Source organism: Streptomyces cucumeris, from assembly GCF_024295805.1.
In the GTDB taxonomy this organism is placed as follows: Bacteria; Actinomycetota; Actinomycetes; order Streptomycetales; family Streptomycetaceae; genus Streptomyces; species Streptomyces cucumeris.
Genome location: NZ_JANCLX010000039.1, coordinates 1 through 25,079, shown reverse-complemented (window position 1 = coordinate 25,079; position 25,079 = coordinate 1). Strand labels below are relative to the sequence as shown.

Genomic DNA, 25,079 nt, shown 5'->3' with positions numbered 1-25,079 from the left:
GGCCATCACCCTCCGGTGCGCAAGGGGTCCGGTGGCCTCTTGCGGTCATCCTCGAGCGATTCTCTACCAGCGGCTTACAGCCCGTTCCTACCCTGACGACGGGCCGCACACCGTGCGCGCCCGGAGATCCACGGGGGGATGTCTCATGGCGGAGAGCGACACGGCCGGTGCCCGGACCCGGGTGGCCGCGCTGCACCGGCTCAAGGACGAGGTGCGCGCGGGGGACCCCCGGGCCACCGCGGCCCAGCACGGCAAGGGCAAGCTGACCGTGCGCGAACGGCTCTCGCTGCTGTTCGACGAGGGGTCGTTCACCGAGCTGGAGCCGTTACGCAGGCACCGGGCCAGCGGGTTCGGCCTGGAGGACAAGCGGCCGTACACCGACGGTGTGATCACCGGCTGGGGCACGGTGCACGGCCGTACGGTCTTCGCCTTCGCCCATGACTTCCGGATCTTCGGCGGGGCGCTCGGCGAGGCCCACGCCCAGAAGATCCACAAGCTGATGGACCGGGCGCTGGCCGCCGGGGCACCGCTGGTCTCCCTCAACGACGGCGCGGGCGCACGCATCCAGGAGGGCGTCTCCGCGCTCGCGGGCTACGGCGGCATCTTCGAGCGCAACACCCGTGCCTCGGGGGTGATCCCGCAGATCAGCGTGATGCTCGGGCCGTGCGCGGGCGGCGCCGCGTACTCCCCGGCCCTCACCGACTTCGTGTTCATGGTCCGGGAGACCTCGCAGATGTTCATCACCGGACCCGATGTGGTCCAGGCGGTGACGGGGGAGAAGGTCTCGCAGAACGGGCTCGGCGGCGCCGATGTGCACGCCGAAACCTCCGGGGTGGCCCACTTCGCCTACGACGACGAGGCGAGCTGTCTGGAGGAGGTGCGCTATCTGCTCTCGCTGCTGCCCGCGAGCAACCGGGAGACCCCGCCGCCGGTGCCGTGCGACGATCCGCGCGACCGCCGCTGTGACGCGCTGCTGGACCTGGTGCCGCTGCACGGCAACCAGCCGTACGACATGCGCGCGGTCATCGAGGAGATCGTCGACGACGGTGAGCACATGGAGGTGCACGAGCGCTGGGCCACCAGTGTGCTGTGCACCCTGGCCCGGCTGGACGGCCGGCTGGTGGGCGTGGTCGCCAACCAGCCGCTGGCCCTGGCCGGGGTGCTGGACATCGAGTCCTCCGAGAAGGCGGCCCGGTTCGTCCAGTTCTGCGACGCGTTCAACATCCCGCTGGTCACGCTGGTGGACGTACCCGGCTTCCTGCCCGGTGTGGACCAGGAGCATGGCGGCATCATCCGGCACGGCGCCAAGCTGCTCTACGCGTACTGCAACGCGACCGTGCCGCGTATCCAGCTCATCCTGCGCAAGGCGTACGGCGGGGCGTACATCGTGATGGACTCCCGCTCCATCGGCTGCGATCTGTCGTTCGCCTGGCCGACCAACGAGATCGCGGTGATGGGCGCCGAGGCCGCGGCCAATGTGGTCTTCCGCCGCCGGATCGCCGCCGCCGAGGACCCCGGCACCGTACGCGGCCAGCTGGTCAAGGAGTATGCGGCGGAGCTGATGCATCCCTACTACGCGGCCGAGCGCGGACTCGTGGACGATGTCATCGATCCGGCACTCACCCGGCAGACCCTCATCGCGGCGCTGGAGATGCTGCGCACCAAACATGCCCCGCTGCCTGCGCGAAAACATGGAAATCCACCGACGTGACTATTTCGTTTTCCCCGACGACATTGTAATCCGCGGCGTACGGGCGATAGGTTGCACGCGGGCGTGCCGACTAGGCAACAGCCGGTAATGCAAGGGGATTTGGGGATGACCGAAGGGGACGGAAGGGGTGCGACCGCCACGGCGGCCGCGGGCGGCGGGCCGAGGACCACGGCGCCGCATTCACCCCGACCGGGACGCGCGCGAAAGTCCGGCAACACCGCCGGAAACGCACATCGCGGAGGCAGGGGACGGCAAAACAACAGGGGCGCGCATGGCCGTCGTGTTCCCGTGAAGCGCCGCCGGTCCATCTTCCAGCGGGTGCTTCCGCCACTGGTATTCGGGCTGTTGCTGCTTCTCGTATGGGACATCGTCACCCGTACCGGAATGATCGCGGAGTTCTATCTGCCCGCCCCGGGTGCGTTGGCGGACCGTTTCCTCGATGAGGTGCAACACGGTCTGCTGCTGGACTACACCAAGGAGACGGTGTGGGAGGCGCTTGCGGGCGGCGGCCTGGGGATCGCGGTGGCGCTGCCGCTGGGCTACCTCATCGCCCGCAGCGAACTGGCGGCCGCGGCGCTGGAGCCGTACGTGGCCGCCTCGCAGGCCGTGCCCGCGGTGGCGCTGGCCCCGGTGTTCGCCATCTGGCTGGGCTACGGACTGCTGCCCATCGCGGTGCTCTGCGCCCTGCTGGTGTTCTTCCCCATCCTGGTCAACACCGCGCTGGGCTTGCGCTCACTGGACCAGGACGTGATGGGGGCCGCGCGGGTGGACGGTGTGGGGTGGTGGGGAATGCTCTGGTACATCGAGCTGCCGCTCGCCCTGCCCAGCATCCTCGCGGGGGTGCGCAACGGCCTCACGCTCTCCATCACCGGCGCCGTCGTCGGTGAGTTCGTGATGGGCGGGGAGGGGCTGGGCCAGCTCATGACGGTCCAGCGCCAGGAGGCCGACACCGAGGGGCTGTTCTCCACGCTCCTCATGCTCTGCCTGCTCGCGGCCGTCCAGTACACGGTCGTCCGGCTGGCCGAGAAGTTCGTCCAGCGCGACTGACATCGTTCACTCAAGAGGAGACGTAGTGCGTTCTGTGAAGACCTCCACGAGCCGTGCCCGCAGACACCGGGTCACGGGGGCGGCTCTTGCGTCGGTCGTGGCACTGGCCATGCTGACCTCATGCGCCGAGGAGCCGGAGAGCGCGGGGGGCAAGGGCGGCGAGGGCATCACCGTAGGGCTGACGTACACGCCCAACATCCAGTTCGCACCGTTTTACGTGGCCGCTGAAAAGGGCTTCTACAAGGACGCCGGACTCCAGGTGACGCTACGTCATCATGGTGCGGCGGAAGACCTCTTCGGAGCGCTGAAGTCGGGCAAGGAGGACGCGGTCTACGCGGGCGGCGACGAGATGCTCCAGGCCCGCTCCAAGAATGTGCCGGTCGTGGACATCGCCACCTTTTACCAGAAATACCCGGTGGGTCTGATCGTCCCCAAGGACTCCGACATCCGGAAACCGGAGGACCTCAAGGGCCGCAAGATCGGCACCCCCGGCCCCTTTGGCGAGACCTATTTCGGATTGCTGGCCCTCCTGAAGGAGGGCGGCCTTTCCGCCAAGGACGCGAAGGTCCAGAACATCGGCTTCACCCAGCAGGCCGCCCTGACCGGAAAGAAGGTCGAGGGCGTGATGGGTTACCTGAATAACGACGCCATCGCCTTCAAGGAGGCCGGGACCTCGGTACGGGCGATTACCCTCGACTCGGGCGATGAGGGAGAACCGCTGGTCGGCGTGGGCCTGGGGGCCAAGAAGAGCACGCTGGACAAGCGCGGTGACGATATGCGGAAGTTCGTCGACGCCTCCTTGCGCGGTCTGCAGTACATGGCGGACCACCCGGACGAGGCCATCGAGCTGAGCCAGAAGTACGTACCGACCCTGCGCGGTGACAAGCAGCAGAAGAACGCGCGGGCGGTGCTGAAGGCCACCATCCCGATGATGAAGAACGACCAGGGCGAGGTGGGGGTCAACGACCCGCAGACCTGGACCCGGATGGCGGACTTCATGTACGACCAGGGGCTGCTGGGGGAGGCCGTGACCCCCGAGGACGCCTACGACAACGCATATCTGCCGAAGTCATGAGCCGGAGCCGGGGCCGGTAGGGCCCGGAGAGCCGGTGACCGCCGCGGGCGGCGGGCGCTCAGGTGCCCGCCGCCCGTTCGCCGTGCGCCGCCCGCCGGTGCAGCGCCGCCGACACCGCGAAGGCCGCCCCGGCCCCGGCCGCCAGCGCCACCCAGCTTCCCGTCGCCGAGGACTGGGAGATCACGAACAGTCCGATGGCCGGGCCCGAGGCGGTGCCCAGGTTCCAGGCCAGTGAGGCCAGCGCGCTCGCCCGGCCCGTCGCCTCCTCGCCCGACCAGCGCAGCAGCAGCGGGTAGAAGGCCGAGGAGTACATCAGCTCACCCGCCGCGAACACCACCGCGAAGGCGAGCAGCAGCCCGTGGCGCAGCGCGGCCGGGGCCGTGGGACCGGCCAGCGCCGCCCCCAGACCACAGCCGAACGCCCCGGCCCACAGCACCGGTCCGGCCGCCAGGCTCACGGTCTCCGGCAGCCGTTCCAGCCGGCGGCTCAGCACGGGCTGGAGGGCCACCAGGGCGAAGGAGTTGGCCGCCACCACGGCGCTCACCCAGCCCAGGGTGACGCCCATATGGTCATGCATCAGCAGCGGTACGGTCGCCTCGATCTGGGTGAAGCCGACGATCGCGAACAGCGCCTGGGCGACGACCAGCAGCGCCATCGGCCGGATCCGCAGCAGGGCGCGGTAGGTCGGCCCGGCCGCGCCGCCGGTCCCCGGCTCCGCGGACCGGTCCCGGACGGCCTCCTTCGGCCGCAGCGCCCGGATCACCACCACGAGGGGCACCGCCGCGAGCGCGTTGGCCAGATACAGCCAGCGCAGCATTCCGGCCGGGGTGCCCGCGCCGTGCAGCGCCAGGCCCGCGACCACCGAACCGAACCCGATCCCCGCGTTGTTGACGATATGCCGGACGGTGAACGCCGTCCGGCGGCCGCTCTCCGGGACGGCCAGGTCCACCACGCCCACGACCGAGGCGTAGAACAGCCCGAAGCCGACCCCGGCACAGGCGCCGGAGAGCAGGACCAGGGCCACCCCGTCGGCCGGGGCCAGCAGTCCGTACCCCACCGCCAGCGCGGCGCCGCCGATCGCCCCCACCCGGTGCGGGCCCCGGCGGTCGGCCAGCGGACCGCCGAGGAGGGCCGCGGCGAAGCTGGCCGCGGCCATCGCGATGAAGTAGCCGCCCGCGGCCCCGGAGCCCAGCCCCAGCATCCGGCTGATGTAGATCGAGGTGAACGGGAAGCACAGCCCATTGCCCACGCTGGAGAGCAGCAGTACGCCCATGAGCAGGGTGAACCGCCGCCCGAGGGGGGTACGGGCGGCGGACCGGGTCTCGGACACCCCGGATTCGGTGCCGGTCACGTGCCGAGCGCGGCGCGCACCTTGAGCAGCTCCTCGACCGTGCGCAGGTCGTAGGGCGCGGGCAGGGACAGCACCACGTGCACCGCCCCGGCCTCGGCGAACCCCTCGACCAGCGGGAGCTGGTCCGGGTTGACCATGACCGTACGGGCGACCTCGCCGGGGTCGCGGCCGACCCGCTCGCACCACTGGTCCAGCACCCCGCTCAGCTCGCGGAACTCGGCGACCGGGTCCTCGGAGGCCCAGCCGTACCAGTTCCACCAGTCGGCCTCGCGGGCGACCAGCTCCAGGGTGCGCCGCCGTCCGCCGCCGCCGATCAGCACCGGCAGCTTCCCGGCGGGCCCGGGGTTGAGCCGGGCCAGCCGCTCCTTGACGGTCCGTACGGCGGTGGCGAAGGCGTCCATGCGCGCGGCCGGACCGGGGAAGGGGATGCCGTACTCGGTGTGCTCGGCCTCGAACCAGCCCGCGCCCAGGCCCAGCACCAGCCGTCCGCCGCTGAGCTGGTCCACGGTGCGGGCCATGTCGGCGAGCACCTGCGGATTGCGGAAGGCGGTGCAGCTCACCAGGGGGCCGATGGCGGCCCGCCGGGTCTCGACCGCCATCGCGGACAGCAGCGACCAGCACTCGTAGTGGCGTCCGGCCGGATCGCCGGTGTGCGGGAGGAAGTGGTCCCAGGTCCACAGGGAGTCGACGCCGAGGTCGTCGGCCTCGCGCCAGGCGGTGCGCAGTTCCGCGATACCGGTGTGCTGGGGGTGGAGTTGTACGCCTACGCGCAGGGACACGACGGTCCTTTCTCGGAGGTGCTCGGGTGGTTCGGCCGCGGTGCGGGACGCCGCCCCGTCACGGGTGCGGGACGCCGCCCCGTCACGGGGTGACGACGACCCGGTAGACGGGGGTCTCGGCGGTCTGCCGGAGCGCCTTCTCCACCTCGTCGAGCGCGTAGCGGGCGGTCACCAGCGACTCGAGCCGTTCGGAGAGGCCGCCGCCGCGCAGCAGTTCGGCCGCGGCCCGCCAGTCGTCGGGCTCGTGGCTGAAGGAGCCGGTCACGGTGAGCTGGCGGCGGTGCACCTCGTAGCCGGGCAGTTCGGCGGGCGGGCCGTCGGGGCCGCCGCCGAAGAGCACGATGGTGCCGCCGTCGGCGACGGCGGCCAGGGCGGAGGCGATGGACTCCCGGGACGCGATGGTCACGAACACCACGTCGGCGGGCGGGAGGCTGTCGACGTCCCCGGGGGTGACGGCCGCGTCGGCTCCGGCCCCGGCGATGGCGGCGAGCCGCCGCTCGTCGCGTTCGACCACACAGACGCCGCGGGCCTGGAGGTGCCGGGCGACGGCCAGGTGCAGCTGGCCCATGTAGCCCGCGCCGATCACGGTGACCCGGTCACCGGCGCGGAATCCGCCGCGGCGCAGCGAGTGGACCACACAGGCCAGCGGTTCGCCCATGGCGGCCACGGCGGGGTCGGTGTCGCCCACGGACCACACCCGGGAGGCGGGCAGCACGATGTACTCGCCCAGGCCCGCGCCCATGGCGATGGCGCCGTCCTCGCGGACCTGGCCCTGGAGGGCGACACAGATGGCGGACTGGCCACGGCGGCAGGCCCGGCAGGTGCCGCAGCGGGGGAGCCCGTCCAGGGTGACCAGGGAGCCGACGGCGGGCATGTCCTCCAGATCGGCGGCCTTGGGCCCGACCTTCTCCACCCAGCCGGATATCTCATGGCCGGCGGCGGCCGGGTAAACGTTCATGCGCCCGGCGTACAGATTGGCCTCCATGGTGCAGATGCCGCACGCCGCGATGCGTACGAGCACCTCGGAGTCGCCCACGTCGGGCACAGGAATCTCTCTGATGTCCACCTGGCCTGGCGCGGTGATGACTGCGGTGCGCATGGGAACTGCCTTCCGGATCAAGGACGTTGTGCCCGGAGGCTATGCCGCGGCGTCACCCGTGGCAAGAAAGGATCAGTGGCCGGAACCTGACGCCGAGGAGGTGCGCCGGAAGGTCCACCAGATGATGCCGGCCCCGGCCGCCGCGGCGATCGCGCCGACGACGGAGGCGACATGCATGGCGTGGACGAACCCCTGGTCGGCGAGGTCGGAAAGATGCGGCATCCGCAGCCGGTCGCTGATCATCCGGGTGGCCTCGGGGGACTCCTTCGCGGAGTCGGCGGTGCCCCGGGGGAGCCGGTCCAGACCGGGGGTGATCTGGCCACGGTAGACGCTGACCAGGACGGAGCCGAGGACGGCGACCCCGAGGACACCGCCGATCTGGCGCATCGCGTTGTTGACGGCCGATCCGGCGCCGGTGCGGTCGGTGGGTAGCACCGACATGATGGCCTCGGTGGTGGGGGCCACGGCCGCGCCCATCCCCAGGCCCTGGAGGACGAGGAAGACCCAGAACAGCGGCAGTCCGCTGTGCTCGTCGAGGAAGACATAGGCGAAGAAGCCGGTGGTGGCGATGAGCATGGCCGTGGTGACCACCGCCCGGACCCCGTACGCCCGGACCAGCTTGGCGGAGAGCGGGGCACCGAGTAAGACGCCCAGGGCCACCGGGGCGATGGACAGTCCGCACTCCAGCGGGGTCTGGCCGTGCACCCCCTGGAGATAGAAGCTGGTGTAGTACATCGAGCCGTTCAGGCCGAAGAAGGTGAGCATCACCGCCACGCTGGCGCCGGTGAACCGGATGTCGCGGAACAGCCGTACGTCGAAGCTGGGGTTGGTCACCCGCAGTTCGACCAGGACGAACACCACCACCAGCAGTGCGCCCCCGATGAGCGCGGCGAGGATGGCCGGATCGGTCCAGTCGTTGCGGTGGCCGCCCTCGATGACGCCCCAGACGATGGCGAACAGCCCGGCGGTGGAGAGCACCACACCCAGCGGGTCGAACTTCTGCCGGACCCGCTGGGCCACCCCGGGCAGGAAGACCAGCGACCCGGCCACGCACAGCACCACGATCGGCACGTTGACCAGGAAGACCGAACCCCACCAGAAGTGGTCCAGCAGCGCCCCGCTGAGCATCGGCCCGGTGGCGATGGCGATCCCGCTGGAGCCGGACCAGATGGCGATGGCGGTGGCGCGGTGCCGCTCGTCGAAGACCTGGGCCAGCAGTGCGAGGGTGGCGGGCATGATCAGCGCGCTGCCGACGCCCATCACGCCCCGGGCGATGATGAGTTCGGTGGCCGAGCCGGCGTATCCGGCCCAGGCGGAGGCGGCGCCGAAGACGAGCATGCCGGTGAGCAGCAGCCTGCGGTGTCCGTAGCGGTCCGCGAGCACCCCGCCGGTGAACAGCAGCACCGCGAAGACCAGGGTGTAGGAACTGATGCTCCACTGGAGCTGGTTGGGGCTGGCGCCGAGCCCCTCGTCGGGGTCGGCCAGGGTCTTGAGCGCGACGTTCAGCACGGTGTTGTCGAGCCAGACCGCGAGCTGGGACAGGACGAGCACCGAGAGTGCGAGCCATTGGCGGCCGGTCGGTGAGGACGGTGGTTCGGCCGGTGCGGCGTCGGTCGTCGCGGCGTTCTGTGCAGCCATGGGGGCGGCGCCTTTCGGGACCACGGTGGTGGAGGGGGGTCCGCGTCGTACGTCAAGGGACGGCTTGCTGTCTCATGCGCTGGCTCATTGAGGAAGTTACCAATCGGCCGAGCTGAGGCGCAGCCCCTTGGTGACACCGGCCTGTTCAGCGCCCGGAACGCGAGGGCATTTCCCGGCGAGAACTGTCCTATAAGTAACGATCTTCCTTGCCGTGCGGGGGGTGGCTCGTTACTGTGCGGCAATAGGGAGCGGGGGTGTCCTTTGAGCCATTTCGGAATTCAACTAAACGACCGTACGGGCATTGACGGTATCGACGCTATTGACGGGGGCGGTACGGACGGACCGGTCCGCCGGGAGCCGGACACGAGGTCGGACAACCTGGAGCGGGCTCTGGGCGAAGCGTTACGCCTGCTGGAGTCGGCTGTTCACCATCATCGGCGCAGCGCCATGGCGTCCGCCACCGCCGAACTGCCGGTGGCCGGGGAAGCGGTGGCCGGATGGGTGGCGCGGCTGGTGCTGCGGGCCGAGCGCGATGTGATCTGGAGTCTGCCGGAGGTGGCGTCCGAGGAGCATGCCCGGCTGATCGCGCAGACGCTCACCCAGCTCGCGGGCAAGGGCGTCAGAACGCGGATGCTGTGCCCGGCGCGGGTGATCCGCGGGGCCGCCTGGCAGCGTTCGGTCGGCACGGTGGAGCGGCTGGACGTCCGCGTCTGTGACGGGGTGCGGCAGGAACTGGTGGTGGTGGACGGGGGAGCGGTGATCGCGCCCGACGCCTCCCCGGGGGAACCGGGCGGATCCCGGGCCTCGATGATCCAGAACTCGACCGTGGCGGACATGCTGCACCAACTGCTGTGCGGGATGTGGGACACGGCCCAGCGTCCGATGCGGCCGCTGTCCTTCGAGGGCGGTGCGCGCGGCCGGGTGCTGCGCGAGGTGCTGACGCTGATGGCCGAGGGTTACAAGGACGATGCGGCGGCCCGCAAGCTGGGCCTGTCGGTGCGTACCTACCGGCGCTATGTGGCCGACATCATGCGTGACTTGAAGGTCGAGTCACGGTTCCAGGCCGGAGTGCGCGCCGCGCGCGCCGGGCTCATGGAGCCCGACGGCGACTGAGCTCCGCCGACGAGGGCGGTCGGATTCCGGGTGATATGTACGGTCTGCGCGTCAGCTTCCTGACACTTTCTTGCGCGAACCGCGATCATACGCTTCGGTAACCGGCCGCCTCCGGCAGCTTCATGACAGCCGTGTCAGACAACCGCCAAGGTTCCCCGGGCACATGACAGGTAGTGGACTCTGGGGTTGTCGGCTCCGGTACCGGCGCATAGCGTCACTGGCAGGTTCGCCGCTTTGCCCATGCCCAAAAATGGAGGTGCGCGGTAATGTCCGCCATCGTCGAAGAGCGCCGGGAAACCATCAAGGAAATCGTCACGGATATCCTTGAGATAGATCCCGACGAGGTCACAGAGGCCAGCCTCTTCAAGGAAGAGCACGACGCGGATTCACTGCGCGCCATTGAAATTCTCGCGGCGTTGGAGAAAAACTTCAACGTTGTCATCAATCAGTCCGAGCTCAGCCGGATGGTCAATCTGCGCGGCGTCTACGAGGTGGTTTCCGACGCGGCGGGCTGGTGACGGACTCTCGGCGGATTCGTCGGAAGGCAGAGCGATATGCGTGGTGAGCCGGGTCGCAGGGTGGTCGTCACGGGTCTCGGAGCGGTGTCGGGCATAGGCATCGGCGCCGCCGAATTCCTCGCCGGGCTGCGCGCGGGGAAGAGCGCGGCCAAGCCCATCACCGCCTTCGACACCGAGGGCTTCGAACACGCCGTGGCATGTGAGGTCACGGATTTCGACCCCGAGCAGTGGATCCGCAATGTGCGGCCCCGCACCCTGGGCCGGGCGAGCCAGTTCGCCGTCTCCGCCGCCCGGATGGCGGTGGCGGACGCCGGGCTCCCGGAGGACGAACTGCGGGACCGGCCCTGTCTGATATCCGTGGGCACCACCGACGGTGAGTCCAGGGACCTGGACCACCTGGTCGAGGTGGAGGTGGACCTGGGCCCGGAGCAGATGGACCCGGTCATCGCCCGGCGGGTCCCGGCCGGACGGCTGTCGGCCACCGTCGCCCATGAGTTCGGCCTGACCCGCGCCGAGGCCGTCACCCTGCCCACCGCCTGCGCCGCGGGCAACTACGCGATCGGCTACGGCTTCGACGCCATCCGCGGCGGGGACGTGGACATCGCCCTGTGCGGCGGCGCCGACGCCCTGTGCCGCAAGACCTTCACCGGCTTCTACCGGCTGGGCACCATCGCCCCCGAGCGCTGCCAGCCCTTCGACAAGGACCGCAAGGGCATCCTCACCGGTGAGGGCGCGGGCATCCTGGTGCTGGAGAGCCTGGAATCGGCGCTCGCCCGGGGCGCCCGGATCTATGCCGAGGTCCTCGGCTACGGCCTCAACTGCGACGCCGACCACCCGGTGGCACCCAACCAGGACAGCGTGGCCCGCTGTATGCAACTGGCCCTGGACAATGCGCAGGTCAAGCCGGACGAGGTCGACTTCATCTCCGCGCACGGCACCGGCACCCGGGCCAATGACATCACCGAGGCCCGCGCCATCCACCAGGTCTTCGGCGAGCGCACCGCACCGCGCACCGTCTCCGTCAAGTCGATGATCGGCCACTCCATGGGCGCGGCCGGGGCGCTGGCCTCCATCGCCTGCGCGCTCGCCATCACCGAGGGGTTCATCCCGCCGACCATCAACCACGTCGAGACCGACCCCGAATGCGCCCTGGACTGTGTGCCCAACCAGGCCGTCGAGGCCGATCTGCGGGTCGTCCAGAACAACGGTCTGGCCTTCGGCGGCAACAACGCCGTGGTGATCTTCGGCAAGCACGGTTCGGTCGGATCATGAGCCAGCTGGTGACCGGCGCGGGCGCCGTGGCGAGCGTGGGCGAGGGCGTCGACGAGATCTTCCGGGCCCTGTGCGCCGGCACCAGCGGACTCCATGAACTGCGCGGCTTCGACCAGGACCGGTACCGGGGCCGCCACGCCTATGAGATCGACGACCGCCCCACCGCGGGGACGGACGTGCCCGGCCGCGCCACCGCCTGGCTGCTGCGCGCGGTGGAGGAGGCCGTGTCCCAGGCCGGTCTCGGCGAGGACCTGAGCGAGGTCCCGGTGCTGGTCGGCACCGGGCTGCGGGAGCTGCGCTCGGCCGAGCTGGCCTGGCGCGACCGCACCGGGTTCGACATCGGGCGGCTGCACTTCGGCCCCGCGCTGCACAAGCGTTTCGGCGCGGTGCGCACCCACACCTTCGCCGGGGCCTGTTCGGCCTCGCTCTACGCCCTCGCGCTCGGCAGCGACCTGCTGGCGAGCGGCGCCGCGGACGCCGTCGTCGTCGCCGGGGTCGACACCCTGACCGAGAGCATGTACGGGCTGCTGGACCGGGTGAACAGTGAACCCCCGGACCGGGTAAGGCCCTTCGACCGCTCCCGCCGCGGTGTCCTGATGGGCGACGGCGCCGCCGCGGTGGTGCTGCGCCGCGAGGAACCCGGCGCCGCGACCGCCGCGCTCGGACGGCTGCTGGCCGTCAGCATGAACTGCGACGCGCGTCATGTCACCGCCCCCGACGCCCAGGGCATCGCCGAGGCGGTCCACGAGGCGCAGTGGCGCGCCGGCGTCAAACCGCGCGATATCGACCTGGTGCTGCTGCACGGCACCGGCACCCAGCTCAATGACACCGCCGAGGCCACCGCCCTGGCGGATGTCTACGGCACGGACGTCGGCGGACCGCTGATGACCGCCATCAAGTCCATGACCGGGCACACCTCAGGCGGCTCCGGACTGCTCAGCCTGATCGTCGCGCTGCGCTCCCTGGCCACCGGCCAGGTGCCGCCCACCCTGCATCTGAGCGAACCGCTGCCGGAGGCCGCGGAGTTCCGCTTCGTCCGGGAGCCGGTCAGCGGCGCGGGGCTGCAGCTCGCCCAGGTCGACGCGTTCGGCTTCGGCGGGGTCAACGCGGTGGCCGTGGTGGAGAGGGCCGGCCGGTGACCGCCGCCCCCGGCACGGTCGTCGTCACCGGAGCCGGCCTCGCCCTGCCCGGCGCGGACACCCCGGACGCGCTGCTTCGCGCACCTGCCCCCGCCGCCGGACCCTTCGACACCGCCCCCCGGATCGGCCACCGCGGCCACCGCTACAAGGACCGCGCCACCCGGCTGGCGCTGTGCGCCGCCCTCGATGCGCTGCGGGACGCCGCCCTGGTCACCGGCGAGGACGCGGCGCTGGCCGTCCCGGGCGTCACCGTGGGTGTGGTCGGCAGCTCCAACCTGGGCAACCTGGACACCGCATGTCTCACCGCCGCCACCATCGCCGAGGAGTCGGCCTGCGGTCTGAGCCCCATGAGCCTGCCCAACGCCTCCAGCAATGTGATCGCCTCCTGGGTGGCGATCCGGCACGGACTGCGCGGCCCCAACCTGATGCTGTGCAACGGGCCCACCTCCGGTCTTGACGCCCTTCACTGGGGCGCCACGCTCGTCTCCGCCGGACGGGTCCGCCGGGCCGTGGTGGTCGGCGTCGAGACCCACAACCCGGTCGTGGAGGACCTGACCGGAGCCCCGGCCGCGGAGCTGCTGGACGGTGCCGCCGCCGTCGTCGTGGAGGACGCCCGCTGGGCGCGCGAGCGCGGGGCGCGGGCCGCCGCCGTGCTCGGACCGTACGAGCGGCGGTCGGGGCTCGGCCCGTGCGTGGCGGCGCTGCTGCCCCAGGGCCCGCCCCCCGGTATCTGGTTCACCCCCGAGCGCCACGAGGAGCCCGCGGACGCCGGAGGGCCGGTGCCCGCCACCGTGCCCCGGCACGACCTCAGCCGCGCCTTCGGCCGCGCCTCCGGCGCCCTCGGCGTCCTCCAGTGCGCCGCCGCGGTCGGCTGGCTGGCCGCGGGCGGCTCCGGGGACGCCCTCCTCACCTGCGGCGACGACACCGCCGACGCCGTGGCCGGGCTGCTGCTGCGCCCGGTCACCGGCCGGGGCCCAGGCCCGGGCGCTCCCTGCGCGGTGAGTTCCGTGACATCTGCGATTTCAGCGAGTTCAGCGATGGAGAGCCCCTGATGACAGCCGCCGCCCCGCCGATGCGGACCAAAGCCCTGCTGGCCGACACCACCAGCGTGCGGCTGCGTCCGCGCTACGAGGGCTCCAACATCTGCACCTGGATCGGGTTCAAGCACGTCAACTACCTCGTCGAGGAAGCCGTGCTGATCCACTTCGCCCGGTGCGGGGCGCCCGCCCGGCTGCTCTTCGAGGAGCACGGCCTCGGGCTGGACATCGTCACCCTGAACTCCCGGATCCTGCACGCCTTCCACATGGACGACGAGGCCGAGGCCGAGGTGGTCCCGGACACCTCCGACGGCGACACCACCCTCGGCTTCCGGGTCGTCCTGCGGGTGACCCGGGACGGCTCGTCCCTCAAGGCCGTCACCGCCACCGTGCGCGTCGCGCTGCGCACCGACACCTACCTGGACGCGCCCGGCCCGCCCCCCGGTGAGCTGGCCCGTTTCACCACCGCGCGGCTGGGCGCGGACGCGCCGCCCGCCGGGGTGCCGGTGCCCGCGCTGCCCGCGGACGCCGACGAGCGGGCCGTGCTCACCGCGCTGACCGAGGGCCGTAACGCCCATGCCTGGAAGTGGACGATCCCCTACCCGTACTGCCACTTCACCGAGCGGCTCCAGATGTCCGGCTATCTGCGGCTGATGGAGGAGGCCAAGGACCGTTTCGTCGGCGCCCGCGGCATCTCCATCAAGACCCTGCTGGACGACCGCAGGTGGATCCCCGTGGTCCCGCGGTCCGATCTGCGGATCACCGGTGAGGCGCTGATGGAGGAGGACCTCTACACGGTCTACACCGTGGAGGAGGTCTTCAAGGACCTCACCTACACCGCCCGGATGGACTGCTACGTCCTGCGCGACGGCGCCCTCTCGCTCACCGCCACCGGCCGCATCGTGCACGGCTACGCGCTGATCGAGAACCGCCGTGACTGGCGGCTGGTCCCCTTCGACCAGCGGGTGCTGGAGGCCATCGGCGGGAAGGCGAGTGCCCCCTGATGGACGATGTGCTGATCACCGGGCTCGGGGCGCTGTCCCCGCTGGGCTCGGGCGTCGATGCCTTCTGGCGCGGGATGGGGACCGCGGACACCGCTCCGGTGAAGGTGCCCGATCCGCTGGCCCGGATGGACCACCCGCTGATGTACCTGGTGCCCGAGGCCGATCTGCCGGACGGACCGGAGGAGCTGGACGGCCTCCCGCTCGGCCGGGGTTCGCAGTTCGCCCTGGAGGCCGCGCGGGAAGCCGTCCGGGACGCCGGGCTGGACGGCGCGGGCGGGGTGCCCGACCCCCGCCGGATGGCCGTGATCCTCGGCAGCGGGATGGGCGACACCGATCTCCACGAGCGCTGGTGGACCGGCACCGAGCCGGACTCCGCCCGCTGGGCGCCGGTCTATCCGATGGCCTCGGCGGTCGCCTCGCTGACCGGCGCGCAGGGGTCCGCCACCTGTGTCAGCAACGCCTGTTCGGCCAGTGGCTACGCACTGTCCGAGGGCGCCGACCTGATCCGCTCCGGTGAGGCGGACGTGGTCATCGCGGGCGGCGCCGAAGCGTACTCCCGGGTGGCGCTGGCCTGTTTCAACCGGCTGGGCGCGATCGACCCCGAGCGCTGCCGCCCGTTCGCCGCCGACCGCGGCGGGACCCTGTTCGGCGAGGGCTCGGCCGTCCTGGTGCTGGAGTCCGCGACCCACGCCCGCGCCCGTGGCGTCCGTACCGTCTACGGCCGTCTGGCGGGTGCCGGATGGAGCTGCGACGCGCACCACCCGACGGCGCCCGAGCCCGGCGGCGCCCAGATCGAGCGGGCGATGCGCGAGGCGCTGCGGCAGGCCGGGGTGACCGCCGCGCCGGGCGAGCGCGGCCTGGGCTTCGTGGTGCCGCACGGCACCGGCACCGATCTGAACGACGTGGTGGAGAGCCGGATCCTGGACGCGCTGGCCGGTGGCGCCGACAGCCGGGCGCCGCTGTACAGCCTGAAGGCGCTGATCGGCCACACCGGCGGGGCGGCGGGCGCGTTCGCCGCGCTGGCCGCCGTCCTGATGCTGCACCACGGGACCGTGCCGTCCAATGTGCCCGTCGGCGCGCTCGACCCCGAGTGCCCGGTGCGGCTGCCGGCCGGACCGACCCCGGTCACCGCGCCCTACGGACTGGTCAACGCCTACGCGTTCGGCGGCAACAACATCTCGCTCGTCTTCGGGGAGGCCGGGTCATGAGCGGCACCGATCTGGTGGTCGCGGGCGTCGGCACGGTGAGCGCCGACGGCTTCGACTTCCGCGCCGCGCTCGGCCGCCGCGGCTACAAGTACCTGCCCCCGGCCAGCCAGTACTTCCTGGCCGCGGCCAAGCGCGCACTGGCCGGGGCCGGTCCGGACGCGCTGGAGGCCACGGAGCCCGAGCGGCGGGGCGCCGCGGTGGGCACCAACAGCGCGGCCCTGGCGCTGCACCGGGCCATGGACCGTACGGTCACCGAAGGCGGGGCCGAGGGGCTGAGCCCGGTCACCGCGCCCTACTTCTCCATCAACCTCTTCGGCAGCCGGCTGGCCACCGAACACGACCTCAAGGGGTTCAACCTCACCCTCACCACCCCCCGGGTGGCCGGGTTCGAGGCGCTCCGCACCGGTCAGCGCGCGCTGGCCGCGGGCCGGGCCCGGCTGCTGATCGCCGGGGCCACCGAGGAGGCGCTGCCCGAGGGGGAGCCGGGCGCGGACACCGCGGAGGCCGGGGCGGTGGCCCTGCTGCTGGAGCCCGCGGCCTCGGTCGCGGCCCGTGGCGGCCGGGCGCTGGGGCGGCTGGGCGTCCGCACCTCGTTCCTGCCGCCGCCGATGGCCGCCGCCGCTGACGGCAGTGGACGGGCGGCGGCGCTGGTCCGGGACGCGCTCGATGCCCTCGGCCACCGGCCGGGCGTCCCGCTCGGCGCCACCGCCGTGCTGGACGGCTCCCCGGTGGGGGAGGCGGTCGCGGCGGCGCTGGAGGAGCTCACGGCGGACGAGAAGTACGAACGGGTCGCGGCGGGCGCGGGCGCGCTGGCCCCGGTGGCGCGGGCCGCCGCGGCGCTGGACGGCGCCCCGGGCCGGGCCCACGCGGTCGTCACCGCGGCCGCCGAGGGACATCTCGCCGTCTGCCTGGTCACCCCGGGCGGCGCCGGGGTGAGTGCGGACGGAGAGCCGATGAGCACACCGCGGAGGGCGGACGACCGATGATCACCTCACTCGAAGGATCCTGGTGCCTGGTGCTCGGCGCCTCCAGCGGAATGGGCCTGGCCATCGGCCATGAGCTGGCCCGCGCGGGCGTCAACATCCTGGGCGTGCACTTCGACACCGCCGACGGCCAGGAGAAGGCGGCGGTGGCCCGCGAGGAGATGCGCGCCCAGGGCGTCCAGGCGCACTTCTTCAACGCCAACGCCGCCTCCGCGCGGACCCGTGAGGAGCTGCTGCCGCGCTTCGCCGAGCTGACCGGGGACACCGGGATCCGTATCGTCGTCCACTCGCTGGCCTTCGGCACCCTGCTGCCGTACATCGCGCAGGACGGCGACGAGGGGCTGTCCTCACGTCAGATGAACATGACGCTCGATGTGATGGCCCACTCCCTCGTCTACTGGACCCAGGACCTGTTCACCGCGGGACTGCTCGGAGCGGGCGCCAAGGTCTACGCGATGACCAGCGCCGGAGGGACCCGGGTGATGCCGCACTACGGCGCGGTGTCCGCCGCCAAGGCCGCGCTGGAGTCCCATGTGCGCCAGCTCGCCCTGGAGCTCGCGCCGTCGGGGATCGCCGTCAACGCCCTGCGCGCCGGGGTGACCCTGACCCCGTCCATGGAGCGGATCCCCGACAGCGAGCGGATCGCCGCCTACGCCACCGGGCTCAATCCGCACCGGCGGCTGACCCGGCCCGAGGACGTGGCCGAGGCCGTCTCCCTGCTCTCCCGCACCGACTCCTCATGGATCACCGGCAATGTGATCGGGGTCGACGGCGGCGAGCTCCTGACCTGACGGGACACGCACATGACTGACCATCTGCTCATCGAGACCGGCGGACCGCAGACCGGGCCCGCCTGCGAGCGGTTCGTCGGCGACGCGGTGCGGCTGGCCGGGGACGGCCACCGGGTGGTGCTGTTCCTCGTGGAGAACGGGGTGACCGCCGCCCTGCCCGGTGCCTCACCGGCCGTGGAGACACTGCTGCGGGACGGCGGCGAGCTCTGGGTGGACACCTTCTCGGCCGCCCAGCGCGCCCTGCCCGCCGCCGATCTGCTGCCCGCCTGCCGGATGGTGGAGATGGACGAGGTGGCCGCCGAACTGCTGGAGCCCCGGGTACGGGCGGTGTGGCACTGATGCCCCGGCCCGTGCCCCCTACCGATGTGCTGCTCAACCTGCACGGCGCACCGCACCAGACCGATCTGGTCACCTCCGCGCTGCGGCTGGCGACCGCGCTGCTCGACCGCGGCGCCCGGGTGCAGATCTGGGTGTGCGGCGACGCCACCCGGCTGACCGGTGCCGCGCTCGGCGACACCACGCCGCGGGACCTGTCCGACCCGGGGCGTGAACACCCCTCGGTGGCGCGTGTCATCCGCGACCTGATCACCGATCACCCCGACCGGCTGTACTGGTACGTCTGCCGCTTCTGCGCCGATCAGCGCGGAGCGGCCGAGCAGATCCCCGAGGTGCGCAAGCGGTCGCTGTTCGTCTACGCCGAGCATGTCCGCGCCGCCGGCAAGACCCTGTTCATGGGGGTGTGCTGAGCCATGGCGGACCAGGCACGCTGGCTGCTGATCGTGGAGAAGGCGTACCGGGGCTCGGTGGAGACCCGGTACGCCGACGCCCTCTACGTCGTCCCCGAACTCCACCGGCAGAGCGGGGGATGCGATCTGGTGCTGCGCGGCCCCGCCGCCGGGTACGCCCTCACCACCGACTTCACCCCGGAGCTGCGCATCGGCGGCCGGACCCTGGCCTCGCTGCCCGATCCGGCCGCCTCGGTGACCCGGGTGCTGGCGGCCGGGGTGACCGTCATGGTCGAGGAGGACGGGCTGACCGCGCTTGGGCGCACCGCGCGCGACCGGCTGCTGCCGGGCGTCCGCGTCATCGAGGGCGGCGCGCTGGCGTCCCGCTGGCCCGCCTACGAACAGGTGTGGTTCCTGTGACCGCGCCCGCCGTCCCCGCCGCGCCCGCAACCACCGAAGCCACCACCGAAGGAGTCCACGGACCCATGAACACCGCCGCCGGGGCCGTCCCGGTCATCTCGGCCTGGACCGCCGTCTCGCCCCTGGGCCTGAGCGGGGCGGACTTCACCACGGGGCTGCGGTCCGGCCGCAAGGCCGGTACCGCGCTGGACCCCGAGGAGTGGTCCGCGCCGTTCCGGGAGGCGTGCCTCGTCCCCGGTTTCCGTATCCGGGAGATCCTGGGCCGCAAGGGCACCCGCTCGATGGACCGGGCCACCGGTCTGGCGGTGACCGCCCTCCGCGCGCTGCTGTACGGCGGGAACGGCGAGCACACCGCCGAGGGCGGCAGCGGCGCGGGCGAACGGCTGCCGGGCGTGGACGAGCACACCGGACTCGCCCTGGGCACCAGCACCGGCAGCGCCCAGAGCATCATGGACTTCACCCGTGACTCGCTCGTCAGCGAGCGGCCCTTCTTCGTCGACCCGGCCCGCTTCCCCAACACGGTGATGAACTGCGCGGCCGGACAGTCCGCCATCTGGCACGGGCTCAAGGGCCCCAACACCACCATCGCCGGGGGCCGCGCCACCGGACTGCTCGCCCTCCAGTACGCCCTGCGGCTCCAGCGCGCCGGACGCGCGGGCCCGGTGCTGTGCGGCGCGGTCGAGGAGTTCTCCTCCGCCCGCGCCTGGCTGGAGTGGCACACCCGCGCCGACGAGGACGCCACCGCGGTGCTCGGGGAGGGCGCGGCCGTCTGGCTGCTGGAGCCGGAGGCCACCGCCACCGGACACGGCCGCCGGGCCCTCGCCGAGATCACCGGTCTTGAGTTCGGCTGCGCACCCGGCGCCGACGCCGTCCGCACCGTGCTCGCCGATGTGGTCCGGCGGCTGCTGGACCGTACCGGGGTGGCCCCCGGCGAGGTGCGGCTGCTCGCCGACTCCCGGGCCCCCGGCGCCGAGGGCGAGGCCGAACGCGCCGCCCTCGCCGAGGTCTTCGACGGCGGAACGCCGCCCGTGATCTCGGCCGCCGACCTCATCGGCGACACCTGCGCCGCCTCGGCGGCCTTCCAGATCGCCGCCGTCCTCGCGCTCGCCGAGCGCAAGGACCTCGCCACCGGCGGGCACGCCCTGGTCACCTCGGCCGACCGGGACGGCGTCGTCGGAGCGGCCCTGCTGCGGATCCGGTGACCCCGGCCGCCCCGAGCGCACGCACAAGGAGCTGATGGACATGACGGACCGTGAGACGGCCGCCGGGGAAGCGGCGGACACGCCACCACGCACCGCCCTGGTCTTCCCCGGACAGGGCGCGCAGAAGGCGGGCATGGGCGCGCCCTGGCGGGACGCCACGTCCTGGCCGCTGGTGGCCGGGATCTCCGAGTACACCGGTATCGACGTCGAGGAGCTGCTGCTCAAGGCGGACGACGAGACGCTGCGCCGCACCGATCTCGCGCAGATAGCGGTCTTCACCACCGAGGTGCTGGTGCACCGGGAGGCCAGCGAGGCCGGGGTGCTGGGCGAGGTGGTGGCCTGCGCCGGGCACAGCCTCGGCGAATACACCGCGCTCTACGCGGCCGGGGCCGTACCGCTCGCCGACGCCGCCCGGCTGGTCGCCGCCCGCGGCCGGGCCATGCGCGCCTGTGCCGAGCGCTCACCGGGCACCATGGCCGCCGTGGTGCGGCTCGGCCCGGAGACCGTGGAGGACCTGGTCGCAACGGTGCGGCAGGAGGGCCCGGAGATCTGGGTCGCCAATGTGAACGCGCCCGGTGCCATCGTGGTCTCGGGCACCGCGGAGGGCGTGGACCGGCTCGCCGGGCTCGCCGTCGAGGCCGAGGGCAAGGTGATCCGGCTCGCCGTCGGCGGCGCCTTCCACAGCCCGCTGATGGCCGCCGCCACCGACGAACTGCGCGAGGCCCTGGCCGCCGTGCACTTCGCCCCCGAGCATCTGCCCGTGGTCGCCAACGTGGACGCCCGCGCGTACCGCACCGGCGCCCGCTGGCGGGAGCTCGAACTCGACCAGCTCACCCACCCGGTGCGCTGGGAGGCGGGTGTGCGCACCCTGGCCGGGGATCTCGGCTGTACCCGGTTCATGGAGCTCGGCCCCGGCCGCCAGCTCACCGGGATGATCCGGCGGACCGTCGAGGGGGCCGTGACCCTCCCGGTCGACTCGCCCGAGGCGCTCGCCAAACTCACCACCGATCCCCGCTGACGCGGCGGAAGGAGACACCCCCATGGCTGACACCACCACCCTCGACAAGGAAGAACTGCGCACGTTCGTCGCGGACGTACTGGACGTGGACGAGGCGGACCTCACCGACGACGCCGACTTCGTCAAGACCCTCGGCGTGGACTCGCTCATGGCCCTGGAGGTCATGGTCGTCCTGGAGAAGAAGTACGGGGTCAAGCTGGACGAGCGGGAGATGAAGGACATCACCTGTCTGCGCAAGGTGCACGACCTGCTCGTCGCGAAGCTGGCGAAGTGATGACGACGGCGTCCGCGTGCGGACCGGTCGACGGCACCGTGGACGTCGTCGAACCCGGCGCTCCCGGTGAGCGCCCCGCCCGGTGCGAGGTCCGGGTCCCGGAGACGGAGCGGGTGCTCGCCGGGCACTTCCCCGGGTTCCCGATCCTGCCCGGGGTGTGCGTCGTGGAGTACGTCCAGCGCGGTGCCCGCGCCACCCTGCCCGGTCCGGTCCGGCAGTGGCGGCTGGCCGCCCTGGAGTCCTCCCGTTTCCTCAGCCCGGTCTACCCCGGGGACACGCTCAGCGTTGAACTGAGCTGGACCCGGGAGGGCGAGGACTGGCGCTGTCGGGCCAAGGCGGCCACCGGCCGCGGCCCCGCCGCCCAGATCCGGCTGCGCTTCACCGGCCGGGGAGCCGCCGGATGATCGGGGTCGGCGAGATCAAGCGGATCCTGCCGCACCGCTATCCCATGCTGCTGGTGGACCGGGTCACCGAACTCGTCCCCGGCGAACGGGCCAGCGGACTGAAGGCGGTCACCTGCAACGAGCCCTGGTACGCGGAGGTGCCGGACGACGCACCCGAGGAGGACTACCACTACCCGTGGACCGTCCTGCTGGAGTCCTGGTGCCATGTGGCCGGGGTGCTGGTGGCCCGGGAGCGGCCCAATCCGGACGTCCGCACCGGGATGGCCATGCTGCTCGGCGGGGTCACCGACACCGCGTTCCACCGCCCCGTCCTCCCCGGCGACGTGGTGGAGCACCATGTACGGCTGGCCCGCCGGGTCGGCGACACCTATGTCTTCGAGGGCGAGAGCCTGGTCGGGGACGCCACCGCCCTGACCGTCGGGCGGCTGACCATGACGATGCGCCCGGCGTCCGAGCTCACCGACGCCCCGGGCGCCTAGGAAGGAACCACACCGCATGTCCGACAACGAGCGACGGGTCGCACTCGTCTCCGGCGGCTCCCGCGGCATCGGCCGCGCGACCGTACTGCGCCTGGCCCGGGACGGGTTCGACGTGGTGTTCTGCCACGGCGCCGGCCCGGAGGCGGCCCGCACCCTGGAGGAGGAGGCGGCGAAGCTGGACGGCGGCCGGGTGGTCGGCAGACAGACGGACGTCCGGGACATGGCGGCGGTCCGGGACCTGGTCGCGTTCACCGAGGACGAGCTGGGCCCCGTCGACGTCGCGGTGACCTCGGCCGGCATCACACGGGACAATCCGCTGCTGCTGATGCGGGACGAGGAGTGGCGGGATGTCATGGATGTGAACCTGGACGGCACTTACCATGTCTGCCGCTCCGTGGTGTTCGGAATGATGAAGCGCAAGTCCGGGTGTGTGGTGACCATATCCTCGGTGGCGGGGGTGCACGGCCACGCCACCCAGAGCAACTACGCCGCCTCCAAGGCCGGGATCATCGGCTTCACCAGGTCGCTCGCCAAGGAGGTCGGACGGTACGGCATCCGGGCCAATGTGGTCGCCCCCGGCTTCGTCGAGACGGACATGACGGCGTCGCTGCCGGACAGTGTGCGCAAGGATGCCGAGCAGAGCATTCCGCTCCGTCGCTTCGGCCGTCCCGAGGAGGTCGCCGACATGGTCGCGTACCTGACCACCGCGGAGTATGTGACCGGCGCGGTGTTCCAGGTGGACGGCGGTGTGGTCATCTGATCGAGCCGGACAGGACCCGACGGACCGACGAGGGGGACGGACGTGGCAGCCAAGCGCAGCAAAGTGCCGCGCTTCTACTTCAATTTCCGCAGCCCGTACAGCTGGATCGCCTACCGTGATCTGATGGACCGCTATCCGGATGTCGCAGAGGCGGTGGAGTGGCATCCCTGGTGGGAGCCGGACGCGGACGGCGAACGCCGGATGGCCGAGCGGCGCCGCCGCTTCCCGTACACGGCGATGTCGCGGGACAAGCACCTGTACGTCCTCCAGGACGTGCGCAGGCTCACCGCCGACCGCGGTCTGCCGGTCACCTGGCCGGTGGATGTGGACCCGGTCTGGGAGGTGCCGCATCTGCCGTACTTCCTCGCCGCCGACGCGGGGCTCGGCCCGGCCTACGTCGAACGGGTCTACCGCGCGCGCTGGGAGGAGGGCCGGGACATCTGCGACCGCGGGACCGTCGCGGAGATCGCCGGGGAGCTGGGACTCCCGGCCGGTCCGCTGGCGGACGCGGCCGATGACGCGGAACTGCGCGGCGGACGCGGACTCGCGGCCCTGCTCGCGCTGAGCGAGGACGGGGCGTTCGGCGTGCCGTTCTTCACCCTGGGCTACGACAAGTACTGGGGGGTGGACCGGCTGGCCGTCTTCGCCGACGCGGTCCGCGCCCGGTCCGCCGCCACCGCGGCGACCGGTCCGCCGTCCGGGGACGAGGTACCCGGCGGCGCCGGTGCCGCCGTGGTCCGCTCCGCAGACCACGGGCATGCCGGAGGGTGCGGCTGACACCCGTACCCACCGCCTCCCCCTCTCCTTCAGGCCGCCGCGCCGCTCGCGGGCCACCGACCCCCCACCCGTCCTGATCTGAGACGAGACCGCCCTGACCGCCGACGGACACTCCATCCCCTCCTGGAGGACGCAGATGCCCGAGCCTCGCCAGAAGTCGGCGCGGCCGCCCTCGCTGGCGGCCCGCGCCCTCTCGGCCGCGGTGCTTCCGGTGGCCCCGCTGTACGGGGCCTCCCTGGCGTATCTGGCCTTCCATCCGCGCAACCGGGCACAGCAGGCGAACCCCGGCGACCACGGACTGCCGTACACCGAGCTGAAGATCCCGTTCAGCCCCCGGAAGCACGTCCATGCCTGGCTCTGCCCCGGGGCCACGGACCGGGTGGTGGTGCTCGGGCACAGCCTGGGCACGAGCAAGGAACACAGCCTTGGCCACGCGCGGTTCCTGCACGACGCCGGGTACACGGTCTGCCTCTTCGACCACCGCAACCACGGGGCCAGCGGCGATGACCGCTCGCTGCTGGGCCTGGGTGACCGGTTCGCCGGCGATGTCATAGCCGTGGTGGAGCGGCTGCGCGAACGCCATGGCTATGCCACCGCGCGGATAGCCGTCTACGGCTTCGCCTTCTCGTGCTTCTCGGCCATGTGGGCGCTGACGCACGACGGGTTCGAAGTCGACGCGCTGGTGTGCGACAGCGGGCCGGGACATGATGTGGCGCCGCTGCTGCGCAAGTTCCTGGAGGCGGAGGCACTGCCGGTGCCCGCCCCGCTGAGCGCGGAGCCGTCCCGTTCGGTGGTGACCCGGACCCTGTGCACCGTGGGCCCGGCGATGGTGCGGGCCGAGTGGCCGCCTCCGGTGACCGGCACGTTCGCCAAGATCCCGCTGCTGTTCATGTCCGGCGAGCACGATGCGATCGTGCCGCCGTCCTCGGTGGACGCCCTGGCCGAACGCTATGAGCAGGCCGAGACCCACGTTCTGCCGGGTGCCGGGCATCTGCTCGGTCTGGAGACCGATCCCGAGGCGTACGCGAGCGTGGTGCTGGACTTCCTCGAGCGGGCCCTGGGGTAGCAACCTTGACCGTCCTCGCCGGGCGGTACTTCTGATGGGAAGAGGGAAGAGAGAGCATGCAGAAGGTGCTCATCGCCAACCGTGGCGAGATCGCTGTCCGTGTTGCCCGTGCCTGTCGGGATGCCGGGATCGCGAGCGTGGCCGTCTACGCCGATCCGGACCGGGACGCTGTGCATGTGCGCGCGGCCG

General features: G+C 72.1%; 28 protein-coding genes. 24 read left to right on the top strand and 4 right to left on the bottom strand.

Translation table 11 applies throughout. The features are described 5' to 3' along the window. Positions 1-145: 145 nt before the first annotated feature. The 3 genes from NMK44_RS36055 to NMK44_RS36045 all read left to right on the top strand — a co-directional run bounded on the left by NMK44_RS36055 (position 146) and on the right by NMK44_RS36045 (position 3,833). Positions 146-1,711, top strand: coding sequence for an acyl-CoA carboxylase subunit beta (locus NMK44_RS36055; protein WP_254751208.1), 1,566 nt, complete (start codon positions 146-148; stop codon positions 1,709-1,711). A 483-nt stretch (positions 1,712-2,194) separates the two neighbouring features. Beyond that, entirely contained in the window at positions 2,195-2,758 is a 564-nt protein-coding gene (locus NMK44_RS36050; RefSeq protein ID WP_254751326.1) for an ABC transporter permease, read from the top strand. A gap of 25 nt (positions 2,759-2,783) precedes the next feature. Then, the gene (locus NMK44_RS36045; protein ID WP_254751206.1) at positions 2,784-3,833 is read left to right on the top strand and encodes an ABC transporter substrate-binding protein; all 1,050 of its coding nucleotides are present in this window, start codon (positions 2,784-2,786) and stop codon (positions 3,831-3,833) included. A 58-nt stretch (positions 3,834-3,891) separates the two neighbouring features. Here NMK44_RS36045 and NMK44_RS36040 read toward each other — a convergent pair whose 3' ends face one another. The 4 genes from NMK44_RS36040 to NMK44_RS36025 form a co-directional block, all read right to left on the bottom strand. Continuing rightward, positions 3,892-5,184 (bottom strand): MFS transporter, encoded by a 1,293-nt coding sequence (locus NMK44_RS36040; RefSeq protein WP_254751204.1) that lies wholly within the window; start codon positions 5,182-5,184, stop codon positions 3,892-3,894. After that, on the bottom strand, positions 5,181-5,963 hold the full coding sequence (locus NMK44_RS36035; protein ID WP_254751202.1) for an LLM class F420-dependent oxidoreductase: 783 nt from the start codon (positions 5,961-5,963) through the stop codon (positions 5,181-5,183). Before NMK44_RS36035 ends, NMK44_RS36040 begins: the two co-directional genes overlap by 4 nt. An 82-nt stretch (positions 5,964-6,045) precedes the next feature. Next, positions 6,046-7,062, bottom strand: a complete 1,017-nt coding sequence (locus NMK44_RS36030; protein WP_254751200.1) for a zinc-dependent alcohol dehydrogenase — start codon at positions 7,060-7,062, stop codon at positions 6,046-6,048. A gap of 72 nt (positions 7,063-7,134) precedes the next feature. After that, positions 7,135-8,700, bottom strand: coding sequence for an MFS transporter (locus tag NMK44_RS36025; protein ID WP_254751198.1), 1,566 nt, complete (start codon positions 8,698-8,700; stop codon positions 7,135-7,137). Positions 8,701-9,147: 447 nt separating this feature from the next. On the opposite strand from NMK44_RS36025, the gene NMK44_RS36020 reads away from it, so the two are divergent. The 21 genes from NMK44_RS36020 to NMK44_RS35920 form a co-directional block, all read left to right on the top strand. Next, the gene (locus NMK44_RS36020; protein WP_254751196.1) at positions 9,148-9,813 is read left to right on the top strand and encodes a helix-turn-helix transcriptional regulator; all 666 of its coding nucleotides are present in this window, start codon (positions 9,148-9,150) and stop codon (positions 9,811-9,813) included. Between the two features lie 266 nt (positions 9,814-10,079). Then, positions 10,080-10,331 carry an acyl carrier protein gene (locus NMK44_RS36015; RefSeq protein ID WP_254751194.1) on the top strand — a complete coding sequence of 84 codons (252 nt, stop codon included), beginning with the start codon at positions 10,080-10,082 and terminating at the stop codon, positions 10,329-10,331. 36 nt (positions 10,332-10,367) lie between these two features. Further along, positions 10,368-11,603 (top strand): beta-ketoacyl-[acyl-carrier-protein] synthase family protein, encoded by a 1,236-nt coding sequence (locus NMK44_RS36010; protein WP_254751192.1) that lies wholly within the window; start codon positions 10,368-10,370, stop codon positions 11,601-11,603. After that, positions 11,600-12,742: a beta-ketoacyl-[acyl-carrier-protein] synthase family protein gene (locus NMK44_RS36005; protein WP_254751190.1), complete on the top strand. Its 1,143-nt coding sequence runs from the start codon at positions 11,600-11,602 to the stop codon at positions 12,740-12,742. Before NMK44_RS36010 ends, NMK44_RS36005 begins: the two co-directional genes overlap by 4 nt. Continuing rightward, positions 12,739-13,794: a beta-ketoacyl synthase N-terminal-like domain-containing protein gene (locus tag NMK44_RS36000; RefSeq protein WP_254751188.1), complete on the top strand. Its 1,056-nt coding sequence runs from the start codon at positions 12,739-12,741 to the stop codon at positions 13,792-13,794. The genes NMK44_RS36005 and NMK44_RS36000 overlap by 4 nt, the downstream gene beginning before the upstream one ends. Continuing rightward, a complete protein-coding gene (locus NMK44_RS35995; protein WP_254751186.1) occupies positions 13,794-14,783 on the top strand; it encodes an acyl-CoA thioesterase family protein in 990 nt (329 codons plus the stop codon). The genes NMK44_RS36000 and NMK44_RS35995 overlap by 1 nt, the downstream gene beginning before the upstream one ends. Then, entirely contained in the window at positions 14,783-15,991 is a 1,209-nt protein-coding gene (locus NMK44_RS35990; protein WP_254751184.1) for a beta-ketoacyl-[acyl-carrier-protein] synthase family protein, read from the top strand. Before NMK44_RS35995 ends, NMK44_RS35990 begins: the two co-directional genes overlap by 1 nt. Beyond that, the gene (locus tag NMK44_RS35985; RefSeq protein ID WP_254751182.1) at positions 15,988-16,977 is read left to right on the top strand and encodes a beta-ketoacyl synthase N-terminal-like domain-containing protein; all 990 of its coding nucleotides are present in this window, start codon (positions 15,988-15,990) and stop codon (positions 16,975-16,977) included. Before NMK44_RS35990 ends, NMK44_RS35985 begins: the two co-directional genes overlap by 4 nt. Next, positions 16,974-17,765, top strand: coding sequence for an SDR family oxidoreductase (locus NMK44_RS35980; protein ID WP_254751180.1), 792 nt, complete (start codon positions 16,974-16,976; stop codon positions 17,763-17,765). The genes NMK44_RS35985 and NMK44_RS35980 overlap by 4 nt, the downstream gene beginning before the upstream one ends. A 12-nt stretch (positions 17,766-17,777) precedes the next feature. After that, the gene (locus tag NMK44_RS35975) at positions 17,778-18,104 is read left to right on the top strand and encodes a DsrE family protein (RefSeq protein WP_254751178.1); all 327 of its coding nucleotides are present in this window, start codon (positions 17,778-17,780) and stop codon (positions 18,102-18,104) included. Between the two features lie 11 nt (positions 18,105-18,115). After that, complete coding sequence (locus NMK44_RS35970; RefSeq protein ID WP_254751176.1) at positions 18,116-18,511, top strand: DsrE family protein; 396 nt, start codon at positions 18,116-18,118, stop codon at positions 18,509-18,511. A 3-nt stretch (positions 18,512-18,514) separates the two neighbouring features. After that, positions 18,515-18,910 carry a hypothetical protein gene (locus NMK44_RS35965; RefSeq protein WP_254751174.1) on the top strand — a complete coding sequence of 132 codons (396 nt, stop codon included), beginning with the start codon at positions 18,515-18,517 and terminating at the stop codon, positions 18,908-18,910. Positions 18,911-18,975: 65 nt separating this feature from the next. Further along, the gene (locus NMK44_RS35960) at positions 18,976-20,112 is read left to right on the top strand and encodes a beta-ketoacyl synthase N-terminal-like domain-containing protein (RefSeq protein ID WP_254751172.1); all 1,137 of its coding nucleotides are present in this window, start codon (positions 18,976-18,978) and stop codon (positions 20,110-20,112) included. 40 nt (positions 20,113-20,152) lie between these two features. Then, entirely contained in the window at positions 20,153-21,130 is a 978-nt protein-coding gene (locus NMK44_RS35955; protein WP_254751170.1) for an ACP S-malonyltransferase, read from the top strand. Between the two features lie 22 nt (positions 21,131-21,152). Next, positions 21,153-21,404, top strand: coding sequence for an acyl carrier protein (locus NMK44_RS35950; protein WP_254751168.1), 252 nt, complete (start codon positions 21,153-21,155; stop codon positions 21,402-21,404). Then, positions 21,404-21,808, top strand: coding sequence for a 3-hydroxyacyl-ACP dehydratase FabZ family protein (locus NMK44_RS35945; protein ID WP_254751166.1), 405 nt, complete (start codon positions 21,404-21,406; stop codon positions 21,806-21,808). Before NMK44_RS35950 ends, NMK44_RS35945 begins: the two co-directional genes overlap by 1 nt. Further along, positions 21,805-22,287, top strand: coding sequence for a 3-hydroxyacyl-ACP dehydratase FabZ family protein (locus NMK44_RS35940; RefSeq protein ID WP_254751164.1), 483 nt, complete (start codon positions 21,805-21,807; stop codon positions 22,285-22,287). Before NMK44_RS35945 ends, NMK44_RS35940 begins: the two co-directional genes overlap by 4 nt. A 16-nt stretch (positions 22,288-22,303) precedes the next feature. Then, positions 22,304-23,047, top strand: a complete 744-nt coding sequence (gene fabG / locus NMK44_RS35935) for a 3-oxoacyl-ACP reductase FabG (RefSeq protein ID WP_254751162.1) — start codon at positions 22,304-22,306, stop codon at positions 23,045-23,047. A gap of 42 nt (positions 23,048-23,089) precedes the next feature. Next, the gene (locus NMK44_RS35930) at positions 23,090-23,824 is read left to right on the top strand and encodes a 2-hydroxychromene-2-carboxylate isomerase (protein ID WP_254751160.1); all 735 of its coding nucleotides are present in this window, start codon (positions 23,090-23,092) and stop codon (positions 23,822-23,824) included. 136 nt (positions 23,825-23,960) lie between these two features. After that, positions 23,961-24,890, top strand: a complete 930-nt coding sequence (locus tag NMK44_RS35925) for an alpha/beta hydrolase (protein ID WP_254751158.1) — start codon at positions 23,961-23,963, stop codon at positions 24,888-24,890. 56 nt (positions 24,891-24,946) lie between these two features. After that, on the top strand, positions 24,947-25,079 hold a 133-nt coding region (locus tag NMK44_RS35920; RefSeq protein WP_254751324.1), incomplete at its 3' end, for a biotin carboxylase N-terminal domain-containing protein.

Excerpts from the sequence above, each read along its gene's own strand:
- NMK44_RS36055 (WP_254751208.1), top strand. The coding sequence starts at position 146 with ATGGCGGAGAGCGACACGGCCGGTGCCCGGACCCGGGTGGCCGCGCTG.
- NMK44_RS36030 (WP_254751200.1), bottom strand. The coding sequence starts at position 7,062 with ATGCGCACCGCAGTCATCACCGCGCCAGGCCAGGTGGACATCAGAGAG.
- NMK44_RS36025 (WP_254751198.1), bottom strand. The coding sequence starts at position 8,700 with ATGGCTGCACAGAACGCCGCGACGACCGACGCCGCACCGGCCGAACCA.
- NMK44_RS36020 (WP_254751196.1), top strand. The coding sequence starts at position 9,148 with ATGGCGTCCGCCACCGCCGAACTGCCGGTGGCCGGGGAAGCGGTGGCC.
- NMK44_RS36015 (WP_254751194.1), top strand. The coding sequence starts at position 10,080 with ATGTCCGCCATCGTCGAAGAGCGCCGGGAAACCATCAAGGAAATCGTC.
- NMK44_RS36010 (WP_254751192.1), top strand. The coding sequence starts at position 10,368 with ATGCGTGGTGAGCCGGGTCGCAGGGTGGTCGTCACGGGTCTCGGAGCG.
- NMK44_RS36005 (WP_254751190.1), top strand. The coding sequence starts at position 11,600 with ATGAGCCAGCTGGTGACCGGCGCGGGCGCCGTGGCGAGCGTGGGCGAG.
- NMK44_RS35995 (WP_254751186.1), top strand. The coding sequence starts at position 13,794 with ATGACAGCCGCCGCCCCGCCGATGCGGACCAAAGCCCTGCTGGCCGAC.
- NMK44_RS35990 (WP_254751184.1), top strand. The coding sequence starts at position 14,783 with ATGGACGATGTGCTGATCACCGGGCTCGGGGCGCTGTCCCCGCTGGGC.
- NMK44_RS35985 (WP_254751182.1), top strand. The coding sequence starts at position 15,988 with ATGAGCGGCACCGATCTGGTGGTCGCGGGCGTCGGCACGGTGAGCGCC.
- NMK44_RS35980 (WP_254751180.1), top strand. The coding sequence starts at position 16,974 with ATGATCACCTCACTCGAAGGATCCTGGTGCCTGGTGCTCGGCGCCTCC.
- NMK44_RS35975 (WP_254751178.1), top strand. The coding sequence starts at position 17,778 with ATGACTGACCATCTGCTCATCGAGACCGGCGGACCGCAGACCGGGCCC.
- NMK44_RS35965 (WP_254751174.1), top strand. The coding sequence starts at position 18,515 with ATGGCGGACCAGGCACGCTGGCTGCTGATCGTGGAGAAGGCGTACCGG.
- NMK44_RS35960 (WP_254751172.1), top strand. The coding sequence starts at position 18,976 with ATGAACACCGCCGCCGGGGCCGTCCCGGTCATCTCGGCCTGGACCGCC.
- NMK44_RS35955 (WP_254751170.1), top strand. The coding sequence starts at position 20,153 with ATGACGGACCGTGAGACGGCCGCCGGGGAAGCGGCGGACACGCCACCA.
- NMK44_RS35950 (WP_254751168.1), top strand. The coding sequence starts at position 21,153 with ATGGCTGACACCACCACCCTCGACAAGGAAGAACTGCGCACGTTCGTC.
- NMK44_RS35945 (WP_254751166.1), top strand. The coding sequence starts at position 21,404 with ATGACGACGGCGTCCGCGTGCGGACCGGTCGACGGCACCGTGGACGTC.
- NMK44_RS35940 (WP_254751164.1), top strand. The coding sequence starts at position 21,805 with ATGATCGGGGTCGGCGAGATCAAGCGGATCCTGCCGCACCGCTATCCC.
- fabG (WP_254751162.1), top strand. The coding sequence starts at position 22,304 with ATGTCCGACAACGAGCGACGGGTCGCACTCGTCTCCGGCGGCTCCCGC.
- NMK44_RS35925 (WP_254751158.1), top strand. The coding sequence starts at position 23,961 with ATGCCCGAGCCTCGCCAGAAGTCGGCGCGGCCGCCCTCGCTGGCGGCC.